The sequence below is a fragment of the Amycolatopsis sp. H20-H5 genome (assembly GCF_035828755.1).
Lineage (GTDB): Bacteria > Actinomycetota > Actinomycetes > Mycobacteriales > Pseudonocardiaceae > Amycolatopsis.
In genome coordinates this window covers 56,821-76,228 of sequence record NZ_JAYMZS010000024.1, presented here as the reverse complement: position 1 = coordinate 76,228, position 19,408 = coordinate 56,821, and the positions used below count along the sequence as shown (strand labels likewise).

Annotated in this window: 15 protein-coding genes; 5 read left to right on the top strand and 10 right to left on the bottom strand. The window is 69.0% G+C overall.

Translation table 11 applies throughout. The annotated features are described in order from the left end of the window. Nucleotides 1-3 precede the first annotated feature (3 nt). The 3 genes from QMK34_RS16415 to QMK34_RS16405 all read right to left on the bottom strand — a co-directional run bounded on the left by QMK34_RS16415 (nucleotide 4) and on the right by QMK34_RS16405 (nucleotide 2,325). Nucleotides 4-231: a DUF5703 family protein gene (locus tag QMK34_RS16415; RefSeq protein ID WP_326414857.1), complete on the bottom strand. Its 228-nt coding sequence runs from the start codon at nucleotides 229-231 to the stop codon at nucleotides 4-6. Then, entirely contained in the window at nucleotides 228-1,247 is a 1,020-nt protein-coding gene (locus tag QMK34_RS16410) for a YncE family protein (RefSeq protein WP_326414856.1), read from the bottom strand. Before QMK34_RS16410 ends, QMK34_RS16415 begins: the two co-directional genes overlap by 4 nt. A 109-nt stretch (nucleotides 1,248-1,356) precedes the next feature. After that, nucleotides 1,357-2,325: an aldo/keto reductase gene (locus QMK34_RS16405; RefSeq protein WP_326414855.1), complete on the bottom strand. Its 969-nt coding sequence runs from the start codon at nucleotides 2,323-2,325 to the stop codon at nucleotides 1,357-1,359. A gap of 178 nt (nucleotides 2,326-2,503) precedes the next feature. Between QMK34_RS16405 and QMK34_RS16400 the strand changes: the two genes are divergently transcribed. The 3 genes from QMK34_RS16400 (at nucleotide 2,504) to QMK34_RS16390 (ending at nucleotide 6,234) form a co-directional block, all read left to right on the top strand. Then, a complete protein-coding gene (locus QMK34_RS16400) occupies nucleotides 2,504-3,343 on the top strand; it encodes an undecaprenyl-diphosphate phosphatase (protein WP_326414854.1) in 840 nt (279 codons plus the stop codon). 38 nt (nucleotides 3,344-3,381) lie between these two features. After that, nucleotides 3,382-4,101, top strand: coding sequence for a histidine phosphatase family protein (locus QMK34_RS16395; RefSeq protein WP_326414853.1), 720 nt, complete (start codon nucleotides 3,382-3,384; stop codon nucleotides 4,099-4,101). A gap of 81 nt (nucleotides 4,102-4,182) precedes the next feature. Then, entirely contained in the window at nucleotides 4,183-6,234 is a 2,052-nt protein-coding gene (locus QMK34_RS16390; RefSeq protein ID WP_326414852.1) for a M3 family metallopeptidase, read from the top strand. Nucleotides 6,235-6,319: 85 nt separating this feature from the next. On the opposite strand, the gene QMK34_RS16385 is transcribed toward QMK34_RS16390, so the two are convergent. Both QMK34_RS16385 and QMK34_RS16380 read right to left on the bottom strand, forming a co-directional pair. Beyond that, nucleotides 6,320-6,613 (bottom strand): putative quinol monooxygenase, encoded by a 294-nt coding sequence (locus QMK34_RS16385; RefSeq protein WP_326414851.1) that lies wholly within the window; start codon nucleotides 6,611-6,613, stop codon nucleotides 6,320-6,322. A 295-nt stretch (nucleotides 6,614-6,908) separates the two neighbouring features. Next, the gene (locus tag QMK34_RS16380) at nucleotides 6,909-7,898 is read right to left on the bottom strand and encodes a malate dehydrogenase (RefSeq protein WP_326414850.1); all 990 of its coding nucleotides are present in this window, start codon (nucleotides 7,896-7,898) and stop codon (nucleotides 6,909-6,911) included. Nucleotides 7,899-8,030: 132 nt separating this feature from the next. On the opposite strand from QMK34_RS16380, the gene QMK34_RS16375 reads away from it, so the two are divergent. Together QMK34_RS16375 and QMK34_RS16370 are read left to right on the top strand one after the other, a co-directional pair. Then, nucleotides 8,031-8,195, top strand: coding sequence for a hypothetical protein (locus QMK34_RS16375; protein ID WP_326414849.1), 165 nt, complete (start codon nucleotides 8,031-8,033; stop codon nucleotides 8,193-8,195). 18 nt (nucleotides 8,196-8,213) lie between these two features. Beyond that, nucleotides 8,214-8,387, top strand: coding sequence for a VOC family protein (locus tag QMK34_RS16370; protein ID WP_326414848.1), 174 nt, complete (start codon nucleotides 8,214-8,216; stop codon nucleotides 8,385-8,387). Nucleotides 8,388-8,452: 65 nt separating this feature from the next. Here QMK34_RS16370 and QMK34_RS16365 read toward each other — a convergent pair whose 3' ends face one another. From QMK34_RS16365 to QMK34_RS16345, 5 genes are all read right to left on the bottom strand, one after another. After that, a complete protein-coding gene (locus QMK34_RS16365; protein ID WP_326414847.1) occupies nucleotides 8,453-10,546 on the bottom strand; it encodes an FUSC family protein in 2,094 nt (697 codons plus the stop codon). Continuing rightward, nucleotides 10,543-13,680 (bottom strand): GH92 family glycosyl hydrolase, encoded by a 3,138-nt coding sequence (locus QMK34_RS16360; RefSeq protein ID WP_326414846.1) that lies wholly within the window; start codon nucleotides 13,678-13,680, stop codon nucleotides 10,543-10,545. Before QMK34_RS16360 ends, QMK34_RS16365 begins: the two co-directional genes overlap by 4 nt. Nucleotides 13,681-13,696: 16 nt before the next feature. Continuing rightward, on the bottom strand, nucleotides 13,697-14,107 hold the full coding sequence (locus QMK34_RS16355) for a hypothetical protein (RefSeq protein ID WP_326414845.1): 411 nt from the start codon (nucleotides 14,105-14,107) through the stop codon (nucleotides 13,697-13,699). Further along, nucleotides 14,104-14,886, bottom strand: a complete 783-nt coding sequence (locus QMK34_RS16350; RefSeq protein WP_326414844.1) for an SDR family oxidoreductase — start codon at nucleotides 14,884-14,886, stop codon at nucleotides 14,104-14,106. The genes QMK34_RS16355 and QMK34_RS16350 overlap by 4 nt, the downstream gene beginning before the upstream one ends. 172 nt (nucleotides 14,887-15,058) lie before the next feature. Further along, complete coding sequence (locus tag QMK34_RS16345) at nucleotides 15,059-19,351, bottom strand: GH92 family glycosyl hydrolase (protein WP_326414843.1); 4,293 nt, start codon at nucleotides 19,349-19,351, stop codon at nucleotides 15,059-15,061. Between the last annotated feature and the right edge of the window lie 57 nt (nucleotides 19,352-19,408).

Here is a 19,408-nt window from a genome sequence, read left to right as displayed (position 1 = left end):
GCCTCAGGTGATCAGTCCGGGCAGGCCGCTCAGCGCGGCGGTGCGCTTGCGTCGCAGCCAGACCCGCCTGGTGCCGTCGGAGTAGAGCCGGACGTTCGAGAGTTCCCAGCCGGCGAACTCGGCGTGGATCGACAGCTGGATCGCTGCCGCCCGCCTGGACACGCCGGGGGGCAGCTCCAGCCTCCGGTACTCCCAATCCCCTTCGACCACCGCCTCGTCGACAGCTGTCACGGTTGGATCACCTGGGTCCCTTCTCCGTCGGCCGAGCCGACGACGACGCTGCCGGTCTGCTCGTCGACGGTCACCGAGTCGGGCTGGCGGACAGTCGGGAAGCGGAATTTCTCCACGGGTTCGCCGCCGCGGACATCGAAGCCGACGACCTCGTTGCGGCCGGTCAGGGTGACCCAGGCGAGGTTGCGCTGGGTGTCGTAGGCGATGCCGTAGATGCCGCCGTCGACCGGGTAGCGCTGGCGCAGCAGCAGGGGTTTCGCGGAGAAGGCGAGCAGGGCGCCGGCTCGTGCGTCGGTCACGAGTACGCGGCCGTAGGAGTCGCTGACGGCGTTGGCGGCGCCGTCCCCGGCGCGCAAGCCCGCACCGATGGTGCCGCCTGCGACGTCGACGGAGAACACGGCGGTGCGGAGGCGGTCGAGGACCACGACGCCGGTGCCGGTGTCGAGCACGTCGTCGGCGCTGTAGATCTGGCCGGTGATGGTCTTGGTGACCGCGCCGCCGGCGAGGACCTCGACCGCTTTGCGGTCACGGACGGCGACCAGTGTCTGGCCGTTGTCCATGACGCCCGCGGCGGGCTGTCCGGCCACGGGGATGGAGCGGAGCTGGCCGCCGGGCAGGGTCACTTGGGCGAGGACGCCTTTGCTCGGGACGCTCGCGAGAACTCCCGCCGGTGACACGGTGAGCCGTTCGACGACGCCGGGGAGCGGGACGGTGGCCCTGGGGGCGCCGCTGAGTGAGGCGAGGTCGTAGATGCGCAGTGACGGAGGCTGCGAGATGGCGACGGTGAGCGTCTTGGTGGCGGGGTCGGTCACCAGTGCTGTCACGGCTGGTCCGGTGATCACCTGGCCGGCGGGTTTGACGGTCGTCGCGGGGGAGACGGCGGCCTGGACGGCGACGGGGTTCTGGACGATCTGCAGTTCGTCGGTCTGGGTCTTGCCCGCCGACGAACACGCCGACACCAGCAGGACACCGGCGAGCGGGATCGCGATCCGTGACACGGCTGCGAACCGGCGCACGTGGGAGCCTCCAGCTGTTTCTCGGCGAACAGTACCCACCAATATCCCCCACGATCCCGGCGTCGTCACGTCTCTGTCACCCAACAGTCACCTAAGCCACACGCCCGGCTCACCGTGGCCACCGTTCCGGGTAGCCGACCTCGATGGCGCTGACGTCGTCGAGCGCGGATCTGATCGCGGACGGGAGGGTGATGGCCTCGGCGGCGAGTGAGCCGGTCAGCTGGCCGGTGTCGCGCGCGCCGACGACGGGGGCGACCACGCCGGGCCGGTCGCGGACCCAGGCCAGCGCCACGGCCAGCGGTGAGGTGCCGAGTCCGTCGGCGGCGGTGGCGACGGCCTGCACGATCCGGGCGGCGCGCTCGTTGCGGTGGTGTTCGACGTAGCCGGCGAAGGTGGTGGACGCGCCGCGGGAGTCGGCGGGGGTGCCGGACCGGTACTTGCCGGTCAGGACGCCGCGGCCGAGTGGGGCCCAGGGGAGCAGGCCGATGCCGTGGTGGGCGGCGCCGGGGACGACCTCGCGTTCGACGCCGCGTTCCAGCAGGGAGTATTCGACCTGGGTGGACAGGATCGGGGCGGTGGCCGCGGAGCGGGCGGCGGCTGTCGCGAGCTGCCAGCCGGAGTAGTTGGACACGCCGACGTAGCGGACCTTGCCGCTGGCGACGGCGAACTCCAGAGCCGCGAGGGTCTCCTCGATGGGCACGGCGGTGTCCCATGCGTGCAGCTGCCAGAGATCGACGTAGTCGACGTCGAGCCTGCGCAGTGACGCGTTGAGGGCGTTGAGCAGGGCGCCGCGGGAGGCTCCGCCGCCGAACGGGCCGTCGGTGCGGCGGGCGACTGCCTTCGTGGCGAGGACGATGTCTTCGCGGGGCACCAGGTCGCCGAGGAGGGTGCCGAGCACCCGTTCGCTCTCGCCCTCGCCGTAGACGTCGGCGGTGTCGACCAGGGTGCCGCCCGCGTCGACGAAGGCGACGAGCTGGCTGGCCGCCTCTTCCGCGTCGGTGTCGATACCCCAGGTCATGGTGCCGAGAGCGGTCCTCGAGACGCGCAGTCCCGACCGGCCGAGCTGTCGCTTTTCCACGACGGCCCAGCCTAGTGGTTCGGCCACGGGGAGCTTGACCAAGGTAAGTCGTGTCGCGTGGATGGTGCCCCATTAGGGTTTCCCATCGTGCGACTCGGACTGAATCTCGGCGGCGGGCAGGAAACGGGCGGTCGCGGCTATGCCGTGGCCCCGACGGAACCGGCGGGGGTCGTCTGACATGGGGTGGTTCGAAGCACTGGTGCTCGGGCTCGTCCAGGGCCTGACCGAGTTCCTGCCGATCTCGTCGAGCGCGCACCTGCGGATCACCGCGGCGCTGGCGGGCTGGGACGACCCGGGCGCGGCGTTCACCGCGGTCACCCAGATCGGCACCGAGCTGGCGGTCATCCTCTATTTCGCGAAGAAGATCGGCCGGGTGCTGGTCGCGTGGTTCCACTCGCTGTACAGCAAGGAGTGGCGCAGCCATCCGGACGCGCGGCTCGGCTGGCTGATCATCGTGGGCTCGCTGCCGATCGTGGTGCTGGGCCTGCTGTTCCAGGACGACATCGACACCTCGTTCCGCGACCTGCGGATCACCGCGACGATGTTGATCGTGTTCGGCGTCATCCTGCTGGTCGCCGACCGGATCGGCCGCCAGGAGCGTGACCTCGACCAGCTGACGGTGAAGCACGGTCTCGGGTTCGGGTTCGCGCAGGCGCTGGCGATCATCCCTGGTGTGTCCCGTTCGGGTGGTACGACCAGTGCCGGGCTGCTGATGGGGTACACGCGGGCCGACGCGGCGGAGTACTCGTTCCTGCTCGCGGTGCCTGCGGTGTTCGGTTCGGGGCTGTACAAGCTGACCGACATCGGCAAGAACGGCGTGACCGCGCAGTGGGGTCCGACGATCCTGGCCACGCTGGTGGCGTTCGGTGTCGGGTATGTGGTGATCGCGTGGCTGATGTCGTACATCAAGACGAAGAGCTTCCTGCCGTTCGTGGTGTATCGCCTCGCGCTGGGTGTGCTGTTGTTCGTCCTGATCTTCACCCACGTCCTGGACCCGAACGCGGGCCCGGCGGTCTGACCGCAGGGTGGCTGATCGGTAACCCGTATGGTGGAACGGTGAGTACCGTCATCCTGCTCCGGCACGGCAAGTCCACGGCCAACGGCTCCGGCGTCCTCGCCGGGCGGACGCCGAAGGTGAACCTCGACGAGACCGGGCAGAAGCAGGCCGAAGCGCTGGTGGAGCGGTTGTCGCCGGTGCCTCTGGCCGAGCTGGTGATCTCCCCGTTGCTGCGTTGCCGTCAGACGGTCGGCCCGCTGGCGAAGGCCCGCGGGCTCGGCCGCACGACCGAACCACGGCTGTCCGAAGTGGACTACGGCGACTGGACCGGTCGTGAGCTGAAGACGCTGTTCAAGGAGCCGTTGTGGCGGGTCGTGCAGGCGCACGCCTCGGCCGCGGTGTTCCCGGGCGGTGAGGGGCTCGCGGCGATGCAGGCGCGCGCGGTCGCGGCGGTTCGTGCGCACGACGCCCGGATCAGCGCCGAGCACGGTGAGAACGCGGTCTGGCTGCTGTGCAGCCATGGTGACGTGATCAAGTCGATCCTCGCCGACGCGCTGGGCCAGCATCTGGACGCGTTCCAGCGGATCGTGGTGGATCCGTCGTCGATCTCCGTGGTCCGGTACACCGAGACCCGCCCGTTCGTGCTGCGCGTCAACGATCACAGCGGGGACCTGGCCGGGATCGTGCCGCCGAAACCGCCCGCGAAGCCCAAACGCGGCAAGGCGAAGGCCGGTGCGGACGCGGGTGACGCCGTGGTGGGCGGATCCACCGGGCGCTGACTGTGCAGATGAACACCGTTGTCACTCGCCAGCCCGTAGGCTGACCGGACCGTAGCGAGCCGACAACCAGGAGCATGGCCGATGATTTCGCAGGACAACCCGTTCGCCAGCCCGAGCGAGCTCCCGTACGCCCTGCCCCCGTTCGACCGGATCACCGACGAGCATTTCCTGCCGGCCTTCGAGGCCGGGCTCGAAGGGCACGTGGCCGACATCGCCGCGATCGCGGCCGACCCGGAACAGCCGACGTTCGAGAACACGATCGTCGCGCTGGAGCGTTCCGGCCGGTTGCTGAACCGGGTGGGTTCTGTGTTCTTCAACCTGGCGGGGTCCAACGCCACCGACCGGATCCAGGAGATCCAGGCCGAGCTGGCACCAAAGCTGGCCGCGCACGACGACGCGCTGTACCTCAACGCGGAGCTGTTCGCCCGGATCGACGCGCTGTACTCCCGTCGTGACGAACTCGGCCTCGACGGTGAGTCCGCCAGGTTGCTGGAGCGGCACCACACCGATTTCCGGCGCGCGGGCGCCGGGCTGCCCGAGACGGACAAGCAGCGGCTGCGTGAGCTGAACGAGAAGCTCTCGACGTTGCGCACCCAGTTCCAGCAGAACCTGCTGAAGGACACGAACGAGCTCGCGGTCGTCGTCGACGACGTGGCGGACCTGGCAGGGTTGACCGCCGACGAGATCGCGACGGCGGCCGAGGCGGCTTCGGCCAAGGGCCAGGAAGGGCGGTACGCGCTCAAGCTGACCCTGCCGACAGCGCAGGCGTCGCTGGCTTCGCTGGAGAAGCGCGCGGTGCGCGAGCGGATCTTCACCGCGTCGATCTCCCGGGGCAACCGCGGCAACGAGTCCGACAACAACCGGATCATCGCCGACATCGCCCGGCTGCGTGCCGAGCGGGCGGCGGTGCTGGGCTACCCGCACCACGCGGCGTACGTCATCGCCGACGAGACCGCGAAGACCGCCGAGGCGGCCGTCGGGCTGCTGGAGAGGCTGGCACCGGTCGCGGTGGCGAACGCGAACGCCGACGCCGAGGAGCTGCAGCGTTACCTGGTGGCGGACGAGCCCGGCGCGGTGCTCAAGCCGTGGGACTGGGCGTTCTACGCCGCGAAGGTGCGCAAGGACCGTTTCGACGTCGACACCGCCGAGCTGCGACCCTACTTCGAGCTGAACCGGGTGCTGATCGACGGCGTGTTCCACGCGGCGGGCGCGTTGTACGGCCTCACCTTCACCGAGCGCGAGGACCTGCCGAAGTACCACCCCGAGGTGCGGATCTTCGAGGTCTTCGACGCCGACGGCAGCGGGCTGGGCCTGTTCCTGATGGACTACTACACCCGTGACTCCAAGCGCGGTGGCGCGTGGATGAACAACTTCGTCGATCAGAGCGGTCTGCTGGGCGGGAAGACCGTCGTGGTGAACGTGCTCAACGTGGCGAAGCCGCCGGCGGGGGAGCCGACGCTGCTCACCTTCGACGAGGTGGTGACCGCGTTCCACGAGTTCGGCCACGCGCTGCACTCGCTGGTGTCCTCGGTGCGGTACCCGACGTTCACCGGCACGAACGTGCCCAGCGACTTCGTCGAGTACCCCTCGCAGGTCAACGAGATGTGGATGCTCTGGCCCGAGGTGCTGGCCAACTACGCCAAGCACCACAAGACCGGCGAACCGCTGCCCGCCGAGACCGTCGGGAAGCTGATGGCGTCGCAACAGTACGGCGAGGGGTTCTCCACCACCGAGTACCTCGCCGCGTCGCTGCTGGACCAGGCCTGGCACGGACTCGGCGCGGACGACCAGGTCGACGACGTCCAGGCGTTCGAGGCGGAGGCGCTGGCCAAGGCCGGTGTCGCGCTCGAGAGCGTTCCGCCGCGCTACCGCACGACCTACTTCGCGCACATCTTCAGCGGTGGGTACAGCGCCGGGTACTACTCCTACATCTGGAGCGAGGTGCTCGACGCGGACACCGTGGAGTGGTTCACCGAGAACGGTGGCCTCAAGCGGGAGAACGGCGACCACTTCCGGCGTGAGCTGCTCGGCCGTGGTGGCAGCATCGACCCGATGGAGGCGTTCCGCGCCTTCCGCGGGCGCGATCCGGAGATCGAGCCGCTGCTCAAGCGCCGCGGCCTCGCCGGAGCCTGACGACGTGCCTCTGAAGGCCACCTTGAGGGACTCTAACGCCCTCAAGGTGGCCTTCAGAGGCTTTGGTGCTTGCCTGTCCACCGGGTCAGTCGAAGGGCAGTCCGCTGTGGGAGACCTCGTGCTTGAGCGCCTCGCCGACCCGGATGGCGATCGAGGTCGTGGGCCGGGGCGCGATCGCCCGCCAGGCCGCCAGGATCTCCTTCGACTCCCAATACTCGAACAGGTTCACCCGCCCCGCGTCCACGGGATCGGGCGATATCGCCACATCGAGACAGCCGGGATACTTGCGCGCCTGCTCCACGATCGTGCGATGGCCTTCGATGAACTCGTCCCGGTCAGCCGGATCGACGTACACCTTTCCGGCGATGATCAGTGTCAAGGGTTCCTTTCCTTCCGCTCGCTTCGTCCGGGTGCTTTCATCAATACGACAAACGGCACCCGCGCAGCCCGACACGACCAGGCAAGTCCGTGGCCGGGACACCGCGCTGGCTAGCTCGCGAGCTGGACGCGTCGTGTCTGGGTCGGCGTGGCGCTGAGCGAGACAGGCTCCACCAGGCTGATCACTCAACGTAGTCAACCCGCTGACCCCGAACGCTCTGAAGGCCACCTTGAGGGACTTAGAGTCCCTCAAGGTGGCCTTCACGGATCAACGAAACTGACGCTGAAGCACCGGCTCAGATCAGGCCGAGCTTCTTCACCGCGTCGCGCTCTTCGGCGAGCTCCGCGACGGAGGCGTCGATGCGGGCGCGGGAGAACTCGTCGATCTCCAGGCCCTGGACGATCGAGTACTTGCCGTCCTTGGCGGTGACCGGGAACGACGAGATCAGGCCCGCGGGCACGCCGTAGGAGCCGTCGGACACGACCGCGGCCGAGGTCCAGTCACCCTCCGGGGTGCCGTTGACCCAGGTGTGGACGTGGTCGATCGCCGCGGAGGCGGCCGAAGCGGCCGAGGACAGGCCACGGGCCTCGATGATCGCCGCGCCGCGCTTGGCGACGGTCGGGATGAACGTGTCGGCCAGCCACGCCTGGTCGTTGACGGCCTCGGTCGCGCTCTTGCCCGAGACCTCGGCGTGCGCGATCGACGGGTACTGGGTCGCGGAGTGGTTGCCCCAGATCGCGACCTTCTTGAGCTCGGTGACCGGCACACCCAGCTTCTTCGACAGCTGCGCCAGCGCGCGGTTGTGGTCGAGGCGGGTCATCGCGGTGAAGCGCTCGGCCGGGACGTCCGGCGCGTGCGCCTGGGCGATGAGGGCGTTGGTGTTGGCCGGGTTGCCGACCACGAGCACCTTGATGTCCTCGGCGGCACCGGCGTTGATGGCCTCGCCCTGCGGCTTGAAGATGCCACCGTTGGCCTCGAGCAGGTCGCCCCGCTCCATGCCCTTGGCCCGCGGACGGGCGCCCACCAGGAGGGCGACGTTCGCGCCCTCGAAGGCCTGCTTCGCGTCATCGAAGATGTCGATGCCGGCGAGCAGCGGGAACGCGCCGTCGTCGAGCTCCATCGCGGTGCCCTCCGCCGCCTTGACCGCCTGCGGGATCTCGAGGAGCCGCAGCTTCACCGGGGTGTCCTGGCCGAGCAGCTGGCCGGACGCGATGCGGAAGAGCAGCGCGTAGCCGATCTGGCCGGCCGCACCGGTGACGGTGACGTTGACAGGGGCTTGGGTCATTGAGAACTCCAGCTTGAGGCGAGTTTGACTAGTACCGCGATGCTATCCCTCCCGCGCGCAGCCGTTCGGGTGCGTCCAGTCACTCTTCGCTTGATCGATCAGGACCGCGCGGGCGCCGCGTAAGGTCCCGTCATGATTAACGGCGCGCACGTGATCATCCACAGCCGCGACGCGGAAGCCGACCGTGCGTTCCTCAAAGACGTCCTCTGCTACCCGCACGTCGACGCGGGTGGGGGCTGGCTCATCTTCAAGCTGCCCCCGGCGGAAGTCGTCGTCCACCCCACCGGCGAGCGTTAGTCGCACGAGCTCTATCTGATGTGCGACGACGTCGAAGCCACTGTCGCGGACCTGACCACCCAGGGCGTCGAGTTCGTGAAGCCGCTCACCGATCAGGGCTGGGGCGTGCTGACGTCGATCCGGCTGCCCGGCGGCGGTGAGCTGGGGCTCTACCAGCCACGCCACCAGCCCGCGTACGACCTCAGGGAATGACTGCCCCTGAAGGCCACCTTGACGGCGTTATACGCGGTGAAGGTGGCCTTCAGGGGCACGAAGAGCTACCGCACCAGCTGTGTCGGATCTGTTGCCTCGACGTCGAACGCTCGCCCCAGCGCGATCAGCGTCTCGTCGAGATGGCCGAGGCTGGAGATCACCGAACGGGTCCGCGGGTCCTCGATGCGGTCCGAGACCGGCGTGCCGTCGTCGCGCACCAGCGTTCCGTGGCCGGACGCGCCGGGGGACTGGACCGCCTTGCGCACGATGTCGATGTTGCGCAGGATCCGGCCGGTGAACAGCAGCAGCCGCTCCTGCTGATCCGCGAGCAGCCCGGGTTGCGCCCGCGCGGCCACGTGCCGGGCGCGGAACGCGATCGTCTCCACCGTGGTCAGCACGTGCCAGCCGTAGTCGCGCCGCGCGCTGCTCAGGTTGATCGGGTGGGTCAGCGGCTCGACGGTCACCCGGACCTTGTCCACGGCGCGGTCCAGGTCGCGGGACAGCTCGATGATGTTGACGTTCTCACTGCCGGACAGCAGTTCCGCGGCCCGTTCCAGGAACTCGGTCAGCTCGTCGAGCAGGTCAGCCACGTCGTCCAGCATCACCGCCCGCGTCCGCACCGGGACGATCACCGACGCGGCCAGGATGCCCGACGCCGCGCCGACAGCCGTCTCGGCCACCCGGATCCCCAGCACTTCGATGCTGAACGTGCCGAGCAGGCTGTAGAGCAGCCCGAGCATGCTGGTGACGAAGAACGCCATCACCACCTGCGACACCCGTGACATGTAGACCATGCCGAACACGCACACCAGGATCAGCACCAGCGTGGCCGGGGTGTTGCCGCCGACCAGCAGCGCCAGCAGCACCCCGCCGAAGATGCCGACCACCGTGCCGCCCAGGCGCCGCGCGCCCTTCACGAACGTCGCCCCGGCAGTCGACGAGCCGATGAACACCACGAACACCGTCAGCACCGCCCAGTACCACCGCTGGTGCGAGACCAGCTCGCCACCGAGCACCGCCAGGCCACCACCGACCACGGCCTGGATCGCGCTGCGGGTCTGGTTGTCGTAAGCGAACGCCGCCGTGCCCTCGTCTTCCTCGTCTTCCTCGTCGTCCGGCTCCGGCAGGTCGTCGGGGTCGTTGTCCGCGACGCGCTGAGCACGGACGTCGGCGAGCGCGAGATCCGCGATGGCACGCCGGAGCTCGTCTCCCGGACCGGCGTGGTGATCGATCCGGCTGCCGTCCACGAGCATCTTGCTGAACTCGTCGGTCTTGCTGATCACCGGCAGGTCACGGGGGTCGCTTTCGATGAGCGAGCGGAAGCCGCGCAGCCGCCCGATGAGCTCCTCGCGGACCTCGGGCGTGAGCTCCTCCGAACACGTCCGCTGCACGGTGATGGTGAGCCACTGCACCGCCAGCTCCAGCTCGATGGCCCGGCGCCGCAGCTTCCCGGCCGAGCTGGCGCCGATCACGTCGGGCGCCGCGTCCTCGATCAGCAGCACGACTTCGTGCAGCCGCGCGTTGGCCGTCCGCAGCTGCTTGCGGGTGCGTTCGTTGCCGTACGTGGTCAGGTAGGCCTCACACACCCGCACCACGCCGCCCAGTCGTGCCCGGAACGCACGCCGGACTCGCAGGAACTCCGCGCCCTCGTCCCGGCGAAGCAGCACGAACCGCACCAGCGCGTTGCTGGCCATCCCGACCACCAGTGCCAGCAGCAGTAACGGAACCTGCTTGAGGTGGGTCTGCAGGAACATCGCGAAGAAGAACAGGAAGAACGCCACCGAACCGAGCGCGATGCCGCGGGTGCCGAAGCGCTGCGCGTACACCGCGACGAAGATCAGCAGGACGAACAACACGCTGTCCAGCGGCGGCAGGGCACTGCCCAGGCTCGCGGCGGTGAGCGAGGCCGCGCCGACGACCAGCGCGAGCAGCAGCGTGACCGCCTGCTTGCCCGGGGTCGTGTCGTTGACGGTGAACGCGCTCATCATCGCCGCGATCGCGGCGACCAGGATGATCGTGATCGGCTGGTGCAGGGGCGCCAGCACCGCGATGGAGATGGCGATCCCGAGCACCGCCGAGAGCGCGATCCGCAGCCGCACCATGCCGGGATCCGACGCCGCCAGCCGGTCACTGGCGGCGTTCCAGAACCTCGTGATCATCGTGCCAGCATCTCCCATTGGGCCAGCACGACCCGCCCCGAGGTCGGCGAAGTGACGCGCAGCCGGTACCTGGCGTGGGTGGCGGGCTCGGCCAGCACGAACGGCCGGGTCTGGCGCCGCCACGGGAACACCTCACCGGAGCGCTCGTCGAGGCTCGTCCAGCGGTCACCGTCGTCGGAACCCTCCAGCACCCACGAGCGGGGATCGGCGCGGCGCGCGCCCGAGGTGAGCGTGTACATCGAGACCTCGCGGGGCTCGCCGTCGACGACGAACTCGACCGTCGGCGTCGGCGAGCGGAACCTCACTTCGGTGCGGCTCGTGTTGTCGAACAGCGGCGTCACGTCGGTGCCGTCGGAGGCGTGACCGGTCCCATCCAGATCGGACAGCGGCGCCGCGGCGACCGGTTCCTCCGGCGTCCGACCCCAGTCCGAGGGCTCCGCGCCCATGGTGAACTCCAGCACCGCGCCGTCCGCGAGCGCGGAGTGCGGCAACGTGGTGGTGTCGTGCGGGCGTCCATCAAGGGTGAGACCGTGGACGTGGACCGTGCTCGCGTCGTTTCCCGGCGCGTGGACGACGACGTCCTTGCCGTTCTCCAGGTGGATGGTCGCCCTGGTGAACAGTGGCGAGCCGATCGCGTACTCCGGGCTGCCCATCCGCAGGGGGTAGAACCCCAGCGCGCCGAAGACGTACCAGGCCGACATCTCGCCGTTGTCCTCGTCGCCAGGATAGCCCTGGCCGATCTCGCTGCCCACGTACAGCCGCCGCAGGACCTCCCGCACGACACGTTGCGTCTTCGCCGGGGCGCCCGCGTAGTTGTAGATGTACGGGATGTGATGCGAGGGCTGGTTGGAGTGGCCGTACTGGCCCATCCGGACGTCGCGGGCCTCGGTCATCTCGTGGATGAGCCCGCCGTACGCCCCGGGTTTGCGGCCGGTTTCCGGCGTCGCGAAGAACGTGTCGAGCTTCGCCTCCAGCCCACCCGGCCCACCGTGCAGCGCGGCCAGGCCGGGGCCGTCGTGCGGCACGGAGAACGCGGTGTTCCAGGAGTTCGTCTCGGTGAAGTCGCCGCCCCACGCCTCCGGGTCGTAGCCGGGCGGCTCGAACTTGCGGCTGCCGTCGCGGTTGCAGCCCTGGAAGAAGCCGAGCCGCTCGTCGAAGTGGTTGACGTACTGCAGCGCGCGCTGCCCGAAGTACGCCGCGTTGTCCCGGTACTCCTGTTGCCGCGGCGAGCTTTCCCGCGACAGCGCGAGTGAAAGGTTCGCCAGGCCGAAGTCGTTGATGCAGCCTTCGAGCGACCACGAGAGGCCTTCGTGGACAGTCGAGGGGGTGAAGCCGAGGAAGATCGACTCGTGCAGGCCCTTGCGGCCGACGCGCTGGCTTTCCGGCGTCACGGTGGCGTTGCGCACCGCCGCGTCGTAGGCGCCCTCGACGTCGAAACCACGCACGCCCTTGAGGTACGCGTCGGCGAACGCGACGTCGGAACTGGTGCCGGTCATCAGGTTGGCGTAGCCGGGGGAGGACCACCGTGAGATCCAGCCACCCTCGCGGAACTGCCGCACGAACCCGTCGATCATCTCGCCGCACCTGCCCGGCTCCAGCAGCGCGTACGCGGGCCACGTCGTGCGGTAGGTGTCCCAGAAGCCGTTGTTGACGTACATCGTGCCGTCGAGCACCTTCGCGCCGGTGCGCCTGCGGGTGCTGGGACACCACGTCCGGACGACCGGGCTCGCGTGCCGGATCCCTTTGGATGTTTCCTCGTGCGCGGAGTTCGGGTAGAGGAACAGCCGGTAGAGGTTGGAGTAGAACGTCGTCAGCTGGTCCTCGGTGGCGCCCTCGATCTCCACTCGGCCCAGCACCTCTTGCCAAGCGTCCCGCGCCCGAGCACGGACCTGTTCGAACGTGGTGCCCTGGGGGATTTCCAGTGCCAGGTTGCGTTTCGCCTGCTCGAGGCCGATCAGCGAGGTTGCGATCCGCATGGTGACCTCGGGCGCGTCGAACTCCAGGCAGCCGGTCACGGTGCGCCACAGCGGGCGCCGGATCCGCCTGCCACGCCGCGCCGGGACGTCGAACTCGGCGTACACGAACATCCGGCGAGCGCCGGTCGACAGGCTGCTGCGCACCCAGGTGTGGCCGGTCAGCACCCCCTTGGCGGGGTCGAGGCGCAGGCTGCCGCGGTTGCGGGTGTTGTCGAACAGCAGCCAGCCGTTGTCACTGGGAAAGGTGAACCGGAACAGCGCGGCGTGGTCGGCGGGCGCCAGGTCCGTGGTGACCCCGTTGGTGAACCGGACGCCGTAGTGGTGCGGCCGGGCGGTCTCGTCGTCGTGCGAGAACGCCAGCGCGCGTTTGACCCTGTCCGGCTCGACCGGGCCGATGCCCGGCATCACCTGAAAGGTGTGCCTGTCACCCATCCAGGGACTCGGCTGATGGCTCAGCGCGAACGCCTGCAGCGCGGGCAGGTTCTCGGCGTTGTTGTGGCGGTGATACGAGTAGAGCCAGTTGGTCGCTCCCGCGTCGGTCACCGGGGTCCAGAAGTTGAACCCGTGCGGCACCGCGGTCGCCGGGAAGTTGTTGCCCCGCGAGAACTCGTCGCTGGACTGCGTTCCCCGAGTGGTGCGGACGTGGTCCACCGGCTCACGCGGTTCGATCCGGCGCTCCGCCAGCCGGACGTCGTCGAGCCAGCCCGAGGGCTCACCTCCACCCGGCGGCGGCGCGAGATCCAGCACGATCCGGCGGACCCGCCGACCGGCGAACGCGCCCAGCCGCTCGCGGACGGGATTCCACTGGTCGACGTAGAGGGCCTTGGCCTCGCCCTGGGCGAGTGCGGTGAACCCGGCCGCCGAACCGTCGTCGAACTCCAGGTCCACCGCGACGTACGTACTGCGATAGCTCGGCCCGGCGTCCGACTCCGGAAAGACCACATAGGACAGTTCACTGTGCTCGGTCAGCTCGACGTCGACCTCGAACAGCGTCACGCGCCGCGCCCCGGCGTAACGCAGGGCCCGCAGGCCGGTGAACCCGACACCGGTCTTGGCGGTCGGCGAACCGCCCGGCCCCGCGCCGACCGCCGACGGGGAGCCGAGCGGCTGCGGATCGCCGGTTTCGAAGGAGGAGAAAAAGCCGGCGCTCGTGGTCACCCGGCCACCGTAACCGCTACGGCGGCGCCGTACCCGCTGACGTCGTCGAGCGCCGTACGGTGAGCACCAGCAACCCGATCGGGACAGCGGCGGCCAGTGACAACAACGTCACCAGCACCGCGGACTGCGCGGGCGGGAGATGCCCCAGATACCGAGTGTGGATCAGCACGTGCGCCCCGGCGAACACCAGGTACACCACCAGCGCGGTCCGGACGAGCACGCGGTCCATCCGCACCGCGGCGACGCCGAGCAACACCGCGAGCGCGAGGTTCATCGCACCGAAGTCGAGCAGCAGGTGCTCGTTGTACGGCAGGCCCATGTTCACCCACGGCAGCGCGAAGAACGAGCCCGGCGCCACCAGGATCCAGCCGCCCAGCCCGGCCTGGACGGCGGTCAGGAACACCAGCCCGGCCCGCAGCGCCGTCACGGCTTGCCCCGGCCGAACCGGTCGCGCAGGAACTCGGTGTAGGTGCGCTTGCCGTCCGCGTGCCCCGGGGTCAGGAGCGCGCCCTCCCGGACCGCACGGGCGGCCGCGCCGGGCAGGGGCAGTGAGACGACCACACGGCGACGGCCCGTCGCCTCGAGATAGGACTTGGCCAACGCGCGGGCGGTCAGGATCTCCGGCCCGCCCAGATCCGGCACCCGGCCCGCGGGGGACCCGGTGGCGAGGTCGACGAGCCTGCCCGCGACCTCGCCGGCGTCGATCGGCTGGAAGCGGAACCCGGCGGGCATCAGCGTCACAGGCAGGAACCGCTGCGCCGCCGACAGCGCGGTGACGAGGTCGTGGAACTGGGTGGCCCGCAGGATCGTCCACGGCAGGCCCGCGTCCTCGACCACCCGTTCGGTGTCCACCTTGGCCCGGTAGTACGAGAACGGCACCTGCTCGATGCCGACGATCGAGATGTACACCAGATGCGGCCCGCCCGCCCGTTTCGCCGCGTCCACCAGTGCCCGCGTCGCCTCGACGTCCTTGTGCCTGCCCTGCGCGGTGGCGCAGTGCACGATCGTGCCCGTCCCGGCGAGCGCGGCGTCGAGGCCCGCGCCCGTGCTCAGGTCGCCGGTCGCCCACGCGTAGGGCTCCCGATCGGCCTCGGGGCGCGAGTGGCGGCTCAGCACCCGGACGTCCTGCCCGGCGGCCAGCAGCCGCCGCACCACCTCGCGCCCCAGCGTGCCGGTGCCACCGGTCACCAGAATCGGCTTTGTCACAGGGGTTCCTCCCGATCAGTGAATGCGTTCACCTCTAGGGACACGGCAGCCTCCCGGAATGTGACAACCTCTGCCGCCCGATCAGCTCAACGCGAAGTGCCCCTGAAGGCCACCATCACGGCGTAAAACGCCGTGATGGTGGCCTTCAGGGGCAACAGGTGGTCTCGGGCAGTTACATCTTCGTGCACTGACCCGCGGTCGGACCGCGGACCGTGTTGGCGAGGCCGTAGTTCGACGGCGCCGGACTGTTCCCGGCGCAGGCGAGCGGACCGCCGATCTTGCTGCTGGTCAGCACCGGCCCGTGGTTGCCGGTCAGCGCGACCGGGCCGCCGATGTCGGCCAGCTCGATCGACACCGACCCGGTGGTCCCGGTGATCGTCACCGGGCCACCCACCTTGGTGCGGTTGAGCACGATCTGAGCCGCACCGGCCGCCGCGAGCGGACCGCCGATGCTGCCGCCCGTCGCGATCAGCGACGCTCCCGGCGACACCGCCACCGGACCGGTCACCGTCGCGTTGTCCAGGCACACCGTGCCGCTCGACACCTTCAGCGGGCCCTTGTGCTCACCCGTGATGGTCTGCGTGCACGTCGCGTCCGGCTTGCCGAGCAGCTCGATCTCCGCCAAGGCCGCCTGACCGCCGGTCGTCGCGGTGACTTCCAGCTGGTAGTAGGCGTAGTGCGCCGGGTTGGCCACCTTGAACGACTTCGTCTGCTGCCGCCACTGGAACACCTGGTCGGTCTGCTGGTCCGCGACCGCCCACGTCTTCCCGTCGTACGAACCCTTCAGCGTCCAGCTCTTCGGATCGCCCGCCACCTTCGGCGAGGTCAGCGTGTAGTGCGTGACGGCCTCGTTCGTCGACTTGACCTGCGCCTGGATCGGCCCGGTCACCTTCGCCTCGGTCTGCGACGTGTTGTCGAAGAGCGCGGCGCTGCCACTGGAGACGGTCCCCGTCTCGTCGTGCAGCGGGGTCGGCACGGCGTTGCCCGTGGTGATCGACGCCGGGGCGTCGTTCGCGCCGGTGCCCCAGCTCGACGGGTTGGGACCCATGTCGAAGTCGAGCGTGGCGCCCTTGCTGAGCAGGTCCTGCGGCAGCGACGTGGAGGTGTACGCCTTGCCGTCGACCTTCAGGCCCTGGACGTAGACGTTCTTCGCGTTGTTCTTCGGCGCGTTGATCACCAGGTCCTTGCCACCGGCCAGATGGACGGTCGCCTTGGTGAACAGCGGGGAACCGACCGCGTAGTTCGGGCTGCCCATCTGCAGCGGGTAGAAGCCCAGCGCGCCGAAGACGTACCAGGCCGACATCTCGCCGTTGTCCTCATCGCCCGCGTAGCCCTGACCCAGCTCGCTGCCCGCGTAGAGCCGCGAGAGAGCCTCACGGACCTTCGACTGCGTCTTCGACGGCTGACCCGCGTAGTCGTACATGTAGAGCAGGTGGTGCGAAGGCTGGTTGGAGTGGCCGTACTGGCCCATCCGCACGTCCCGCGCTTCCCGCATCTCGTGGATCGCGCCGCCGTAGGTGCCGGGGAAGTTCGCGGTCTCCTGGTCGGCGAAGAACCCGTCCAGTTTGGACGCGAGCTTGTCCTTGCCGCCGTAGAGGTTCGCGAGGCCCTGGCCGTCCTGCGGCACGGTGAAGGCCATGTTCCAGCCGTCGGTCTCGGTGTAGTCCCCGCCCCACACGCGCGGGTCGTACTGGTCCTTGGTCTTGCTGAACTTGCCCGCCGCGTCCTTGCCCTGGAAGAAGCCGACGCCCGAGTCGAACAGGTTCACGTACTGCTGCGCGCGGCTGGTGAAGTACTCGTAGTTCTCCTGGTACTCCTTCTTGCGCGGGTCGCTCGCGGGCGCCTCGTCGTAGAGCTTCTTCGACAGGTTCGCGATGCCGAAGTCGTTGACGTAACCCTCGATCGCCCAGGAGAAGCCCTCGCCGGTGGTGTTCGGCGTGTAGCCCAGGAAGATCGACTGGTCGAGACCCTTACGCCCGACCGCCGAGTTCGGCGGCGTGACCGTGGCGTTCTTCAGCGCCGCGTCGTAGGCCGACTTGACGTCGAAGTTCTTGACGCCCTTGAGGTAGGCGTCGGCGAACGCGACGTCCGAACTGGTGCCGGTCATCAGATCGGCGTAACCGGGGGAGGACCAGCGGGCGATCCAGCCACCGTCGCGGTACTGCTGGGTGAACCCGTCGACCATCTTGCCCGCCATGTCCGGGCTCAGCAGCGAGTACGCCGGCCAGGTGGTGCGGTAGGTGTCCCAGAACCCGTTGTTGACGTAGGTCTGGCCGTCGACGACCTTCGACCCGGTCTGCGTCGCGGTGTCCTGGCCCGTCTTCGGCGACACCGGGCTGGCGTACTTGTACGTCGGCTGGGTGGCGGTGCCGGTGTTCTCGAACCCGGAGTTCGGGTACAGGAACAGGCGGTACAGGTTCGAGTAGAGCGTCGTGAGCTGGTCCTTCGACGCGCCCTCGACCTCGATCACCTTGAGCTGGTCGTCCCACGCCTTCTGCGCGGCGTCACGAACCGAGTCGAACGTCGCGTTCGGCGCGATTTCCTGGGCGAGGTTCTTCTTCGCCTGGTCGACGCTGATCAGCGAGGTCGCGATCCGCATGTTCACCGTCTTGTCGGCGCCCGCGTCGAACCGCAGGTAACCGCGGACGGCGTCGCGGCCTTCACCGGGCAGCTTCGCCCCGGCGGTGACGGCCTTGTCGAACGTCGCGTAGACGAACAGGCGCCCGGCACCGGCGGACAGGCCGCTCTTGGCGTCGGTGAACCCGCTCAGCGAACGGTCCGCCGGGTTCAGGGTGAGCCCGCCGCTGTTGTTGACGTTGTCGAAGATCAGGCTCGAGTCCGCGCCGGGGAAGGTGAACTTGAAGTCCGCCGCGTGGTCTGTCGGCGCGATCTCGGTCTTGATCCCGTTCTCGAACTGGACACCGTAGTAGTGCGCCCGAGCCGTCTCGTTGTCGTGCTTGAACGGCAGCTGACGGTTCGCGCGGTTCGCGTCCGGGACCCCGGCGGCGGCCGACGGCATCACCTGGAAGCTCTGCCGGTCACCCATCCAGGGGCTCGGTTCGTGGCTCACGCTGAACGCCTGCAGCGACGGAAGGTTCTGCGCGTTGTTCTGCGTGTGGTAGTTGTACAGCCAGCTGCTCGAGCCCGCGTCGGTCACCGGGGTCCAGAAGTTGAACCCGTGCGGCACGGCCGTGGCGGGGAAGTTGTTGCCCCGCGAGAACGTGCTGTTGGCCAGGGTGCCGCGAGTGGTGATCACGTTGTCACTCGGGCGAGTGCTGGCGGGCGGCGTCGGCGTGGCCGAGATCTTGACGTCGTCCAGCCAGCCCTGCAGCAGCCCGGGGCCGTTCGGGTTGTCGTAGCCGACCAGCACCCGGTCGATCGTCTTGCCGTTGGCGACGGTGCCGATCAGCGAGCGGACCTGGTTCCACTGGTTGGCGTAGAGCACCTTGCTCGCACCCTGCGCCTGCGGCGACATCCCGAAGCCGTACTGATCGACAGCGCCGAGGTTGCTCAGGTACGTGCCGTCGGTGAAGGCGAGGTCGATCGCGACGTTGGTGCTCGGGTACTTCAGGTCGCCGGTGAAGAACTGCGGCTGGACCTTGTACGAGAGCTCGGTCGAGGCGACGACCGGCAGGTTCACGTCGAAGATCTTGTTGTACGAGTAGCCGTGACCCGCGGCGGTCTGGCTGCCCGAGTAACGGAACGCCTTCAGCCCGGTGAAGCCGACGCGGTTCTTGTTCGTGTAACCGCCGGTCGGGCCGCTGTCGGTGAAGCTGCGCATGTTCGGCAGCGGTGGCGGCGCCGGGTCGTCATTCGCCAGCAGCAGCTCCGCGACCTGCAGGATGTCGCCGCCGTTGTTCTTGGTGATGTTCAGCCGATAGAACTTGTACGCCGCGCTCGGGGCGGCGAGCTTGTAGTCCTTCTGCTGGAACCGCGCGGTGAACTTCTGCCCGGCCTGCTTGTCGAGGTCCGTCCAGGCCGAAGCGTCGTTCGAGCCTTGCAGCGTCCAGTCCTGCGGGTCACGCTCGTCGTGGTCGTTGGCCGAGGTGATCGCGTAGTGCGTGATCGCGGTCGCCGCCGACAGGTTCAGCTGCGCCCAGGCCGTCGGATCCCAGGACAGCCACTTGGTGTCGAGGGTGCCGTCCACGAGGTTGGCGACGACCTCGCCGCCGTCGGTGTTCTCACTGCTCGCGCTGGTCTCGGTGACCTTGCCACGGATGTCACCGGGAATGGCGGTGCCGTTCGCACCGTTGACGCCGAACGCGCGCGGCTGGCCGGCGGCATCGGTGTCGACCGTGTCGGACCAGGTCGGCTGGGGATCACCGGCTTCGAAGGAAGACGAGAAATCCGGGGGAGCCGCCTCCGCGGCGGCACCGGTCGCCGGAAGGGCGACCAGGGACGACAACACGACGGCGACAGCGACGGACAACGCGGTGCTGACCGATGGTCTCGCGCTTCGGGGCATCATTGCTCCAAGCTCTCAGGGGACGAGAAACAGGGCACCGCACAGGCGGGACAGACG

What these genes read in the sequence shown, in the direction of transcription:
- QMK34_RS16390 (WP_326414852.1), top strand. Translation starts at nt 4,183, where the DNA reads ATGATTTCGCAGGACAACCCGTTCGCCAGCCCGAGCGAGCTCCCGTAC.
- QMK34_RS16370 (WP_326414848.1), top strand. Translation starts at nt 8,214, where the DNA reads ATGTGCGACGACGTCGAAGCCACTGTCGCGGACCTGACCACCCAGGGC.
- QMK34_RS16345 (WP_326414843.1), bottom strand. Translation starts at nt 19,351, where the DNA reads ATGCCCCGAAGCGCGAGACCATCGGTCAGCACCGCGTTGTCCGTCGCT.
- QMK34_RS16365 (WP_326414847.1), bottom strand. Translation starts at nt 10,546, where the DNA reads ATGATCACGAGGTTCTGGAACGCCGCCAGTGACCGGCTGGCGGCGTCG.
- QMK34_RS16380 (WP_326414850.1), bottom strand. Translation starts at nt 7,898, where the DNA reads ATGACCCAAGCCCCTGTCAACGTCACCGTCACCGGTGCGGCCGGCCAG.
- QMK34_RS16375 (WP_326414849.1), top strand. Translation starts at nt 8,031, where the DNA reads ATGATTAACGGCGCGCACGTGATCATCCACAGCCGCGACGCGGAAGCC.
- QMK34_RS16400 (WP_326414854.1), top strand. Translation starts at nt 2,504, where the DNA reads ATGGGGTGGTTCGAAGCACTGGTGCTCGGGCTCGTCCAGGGCCTGACC.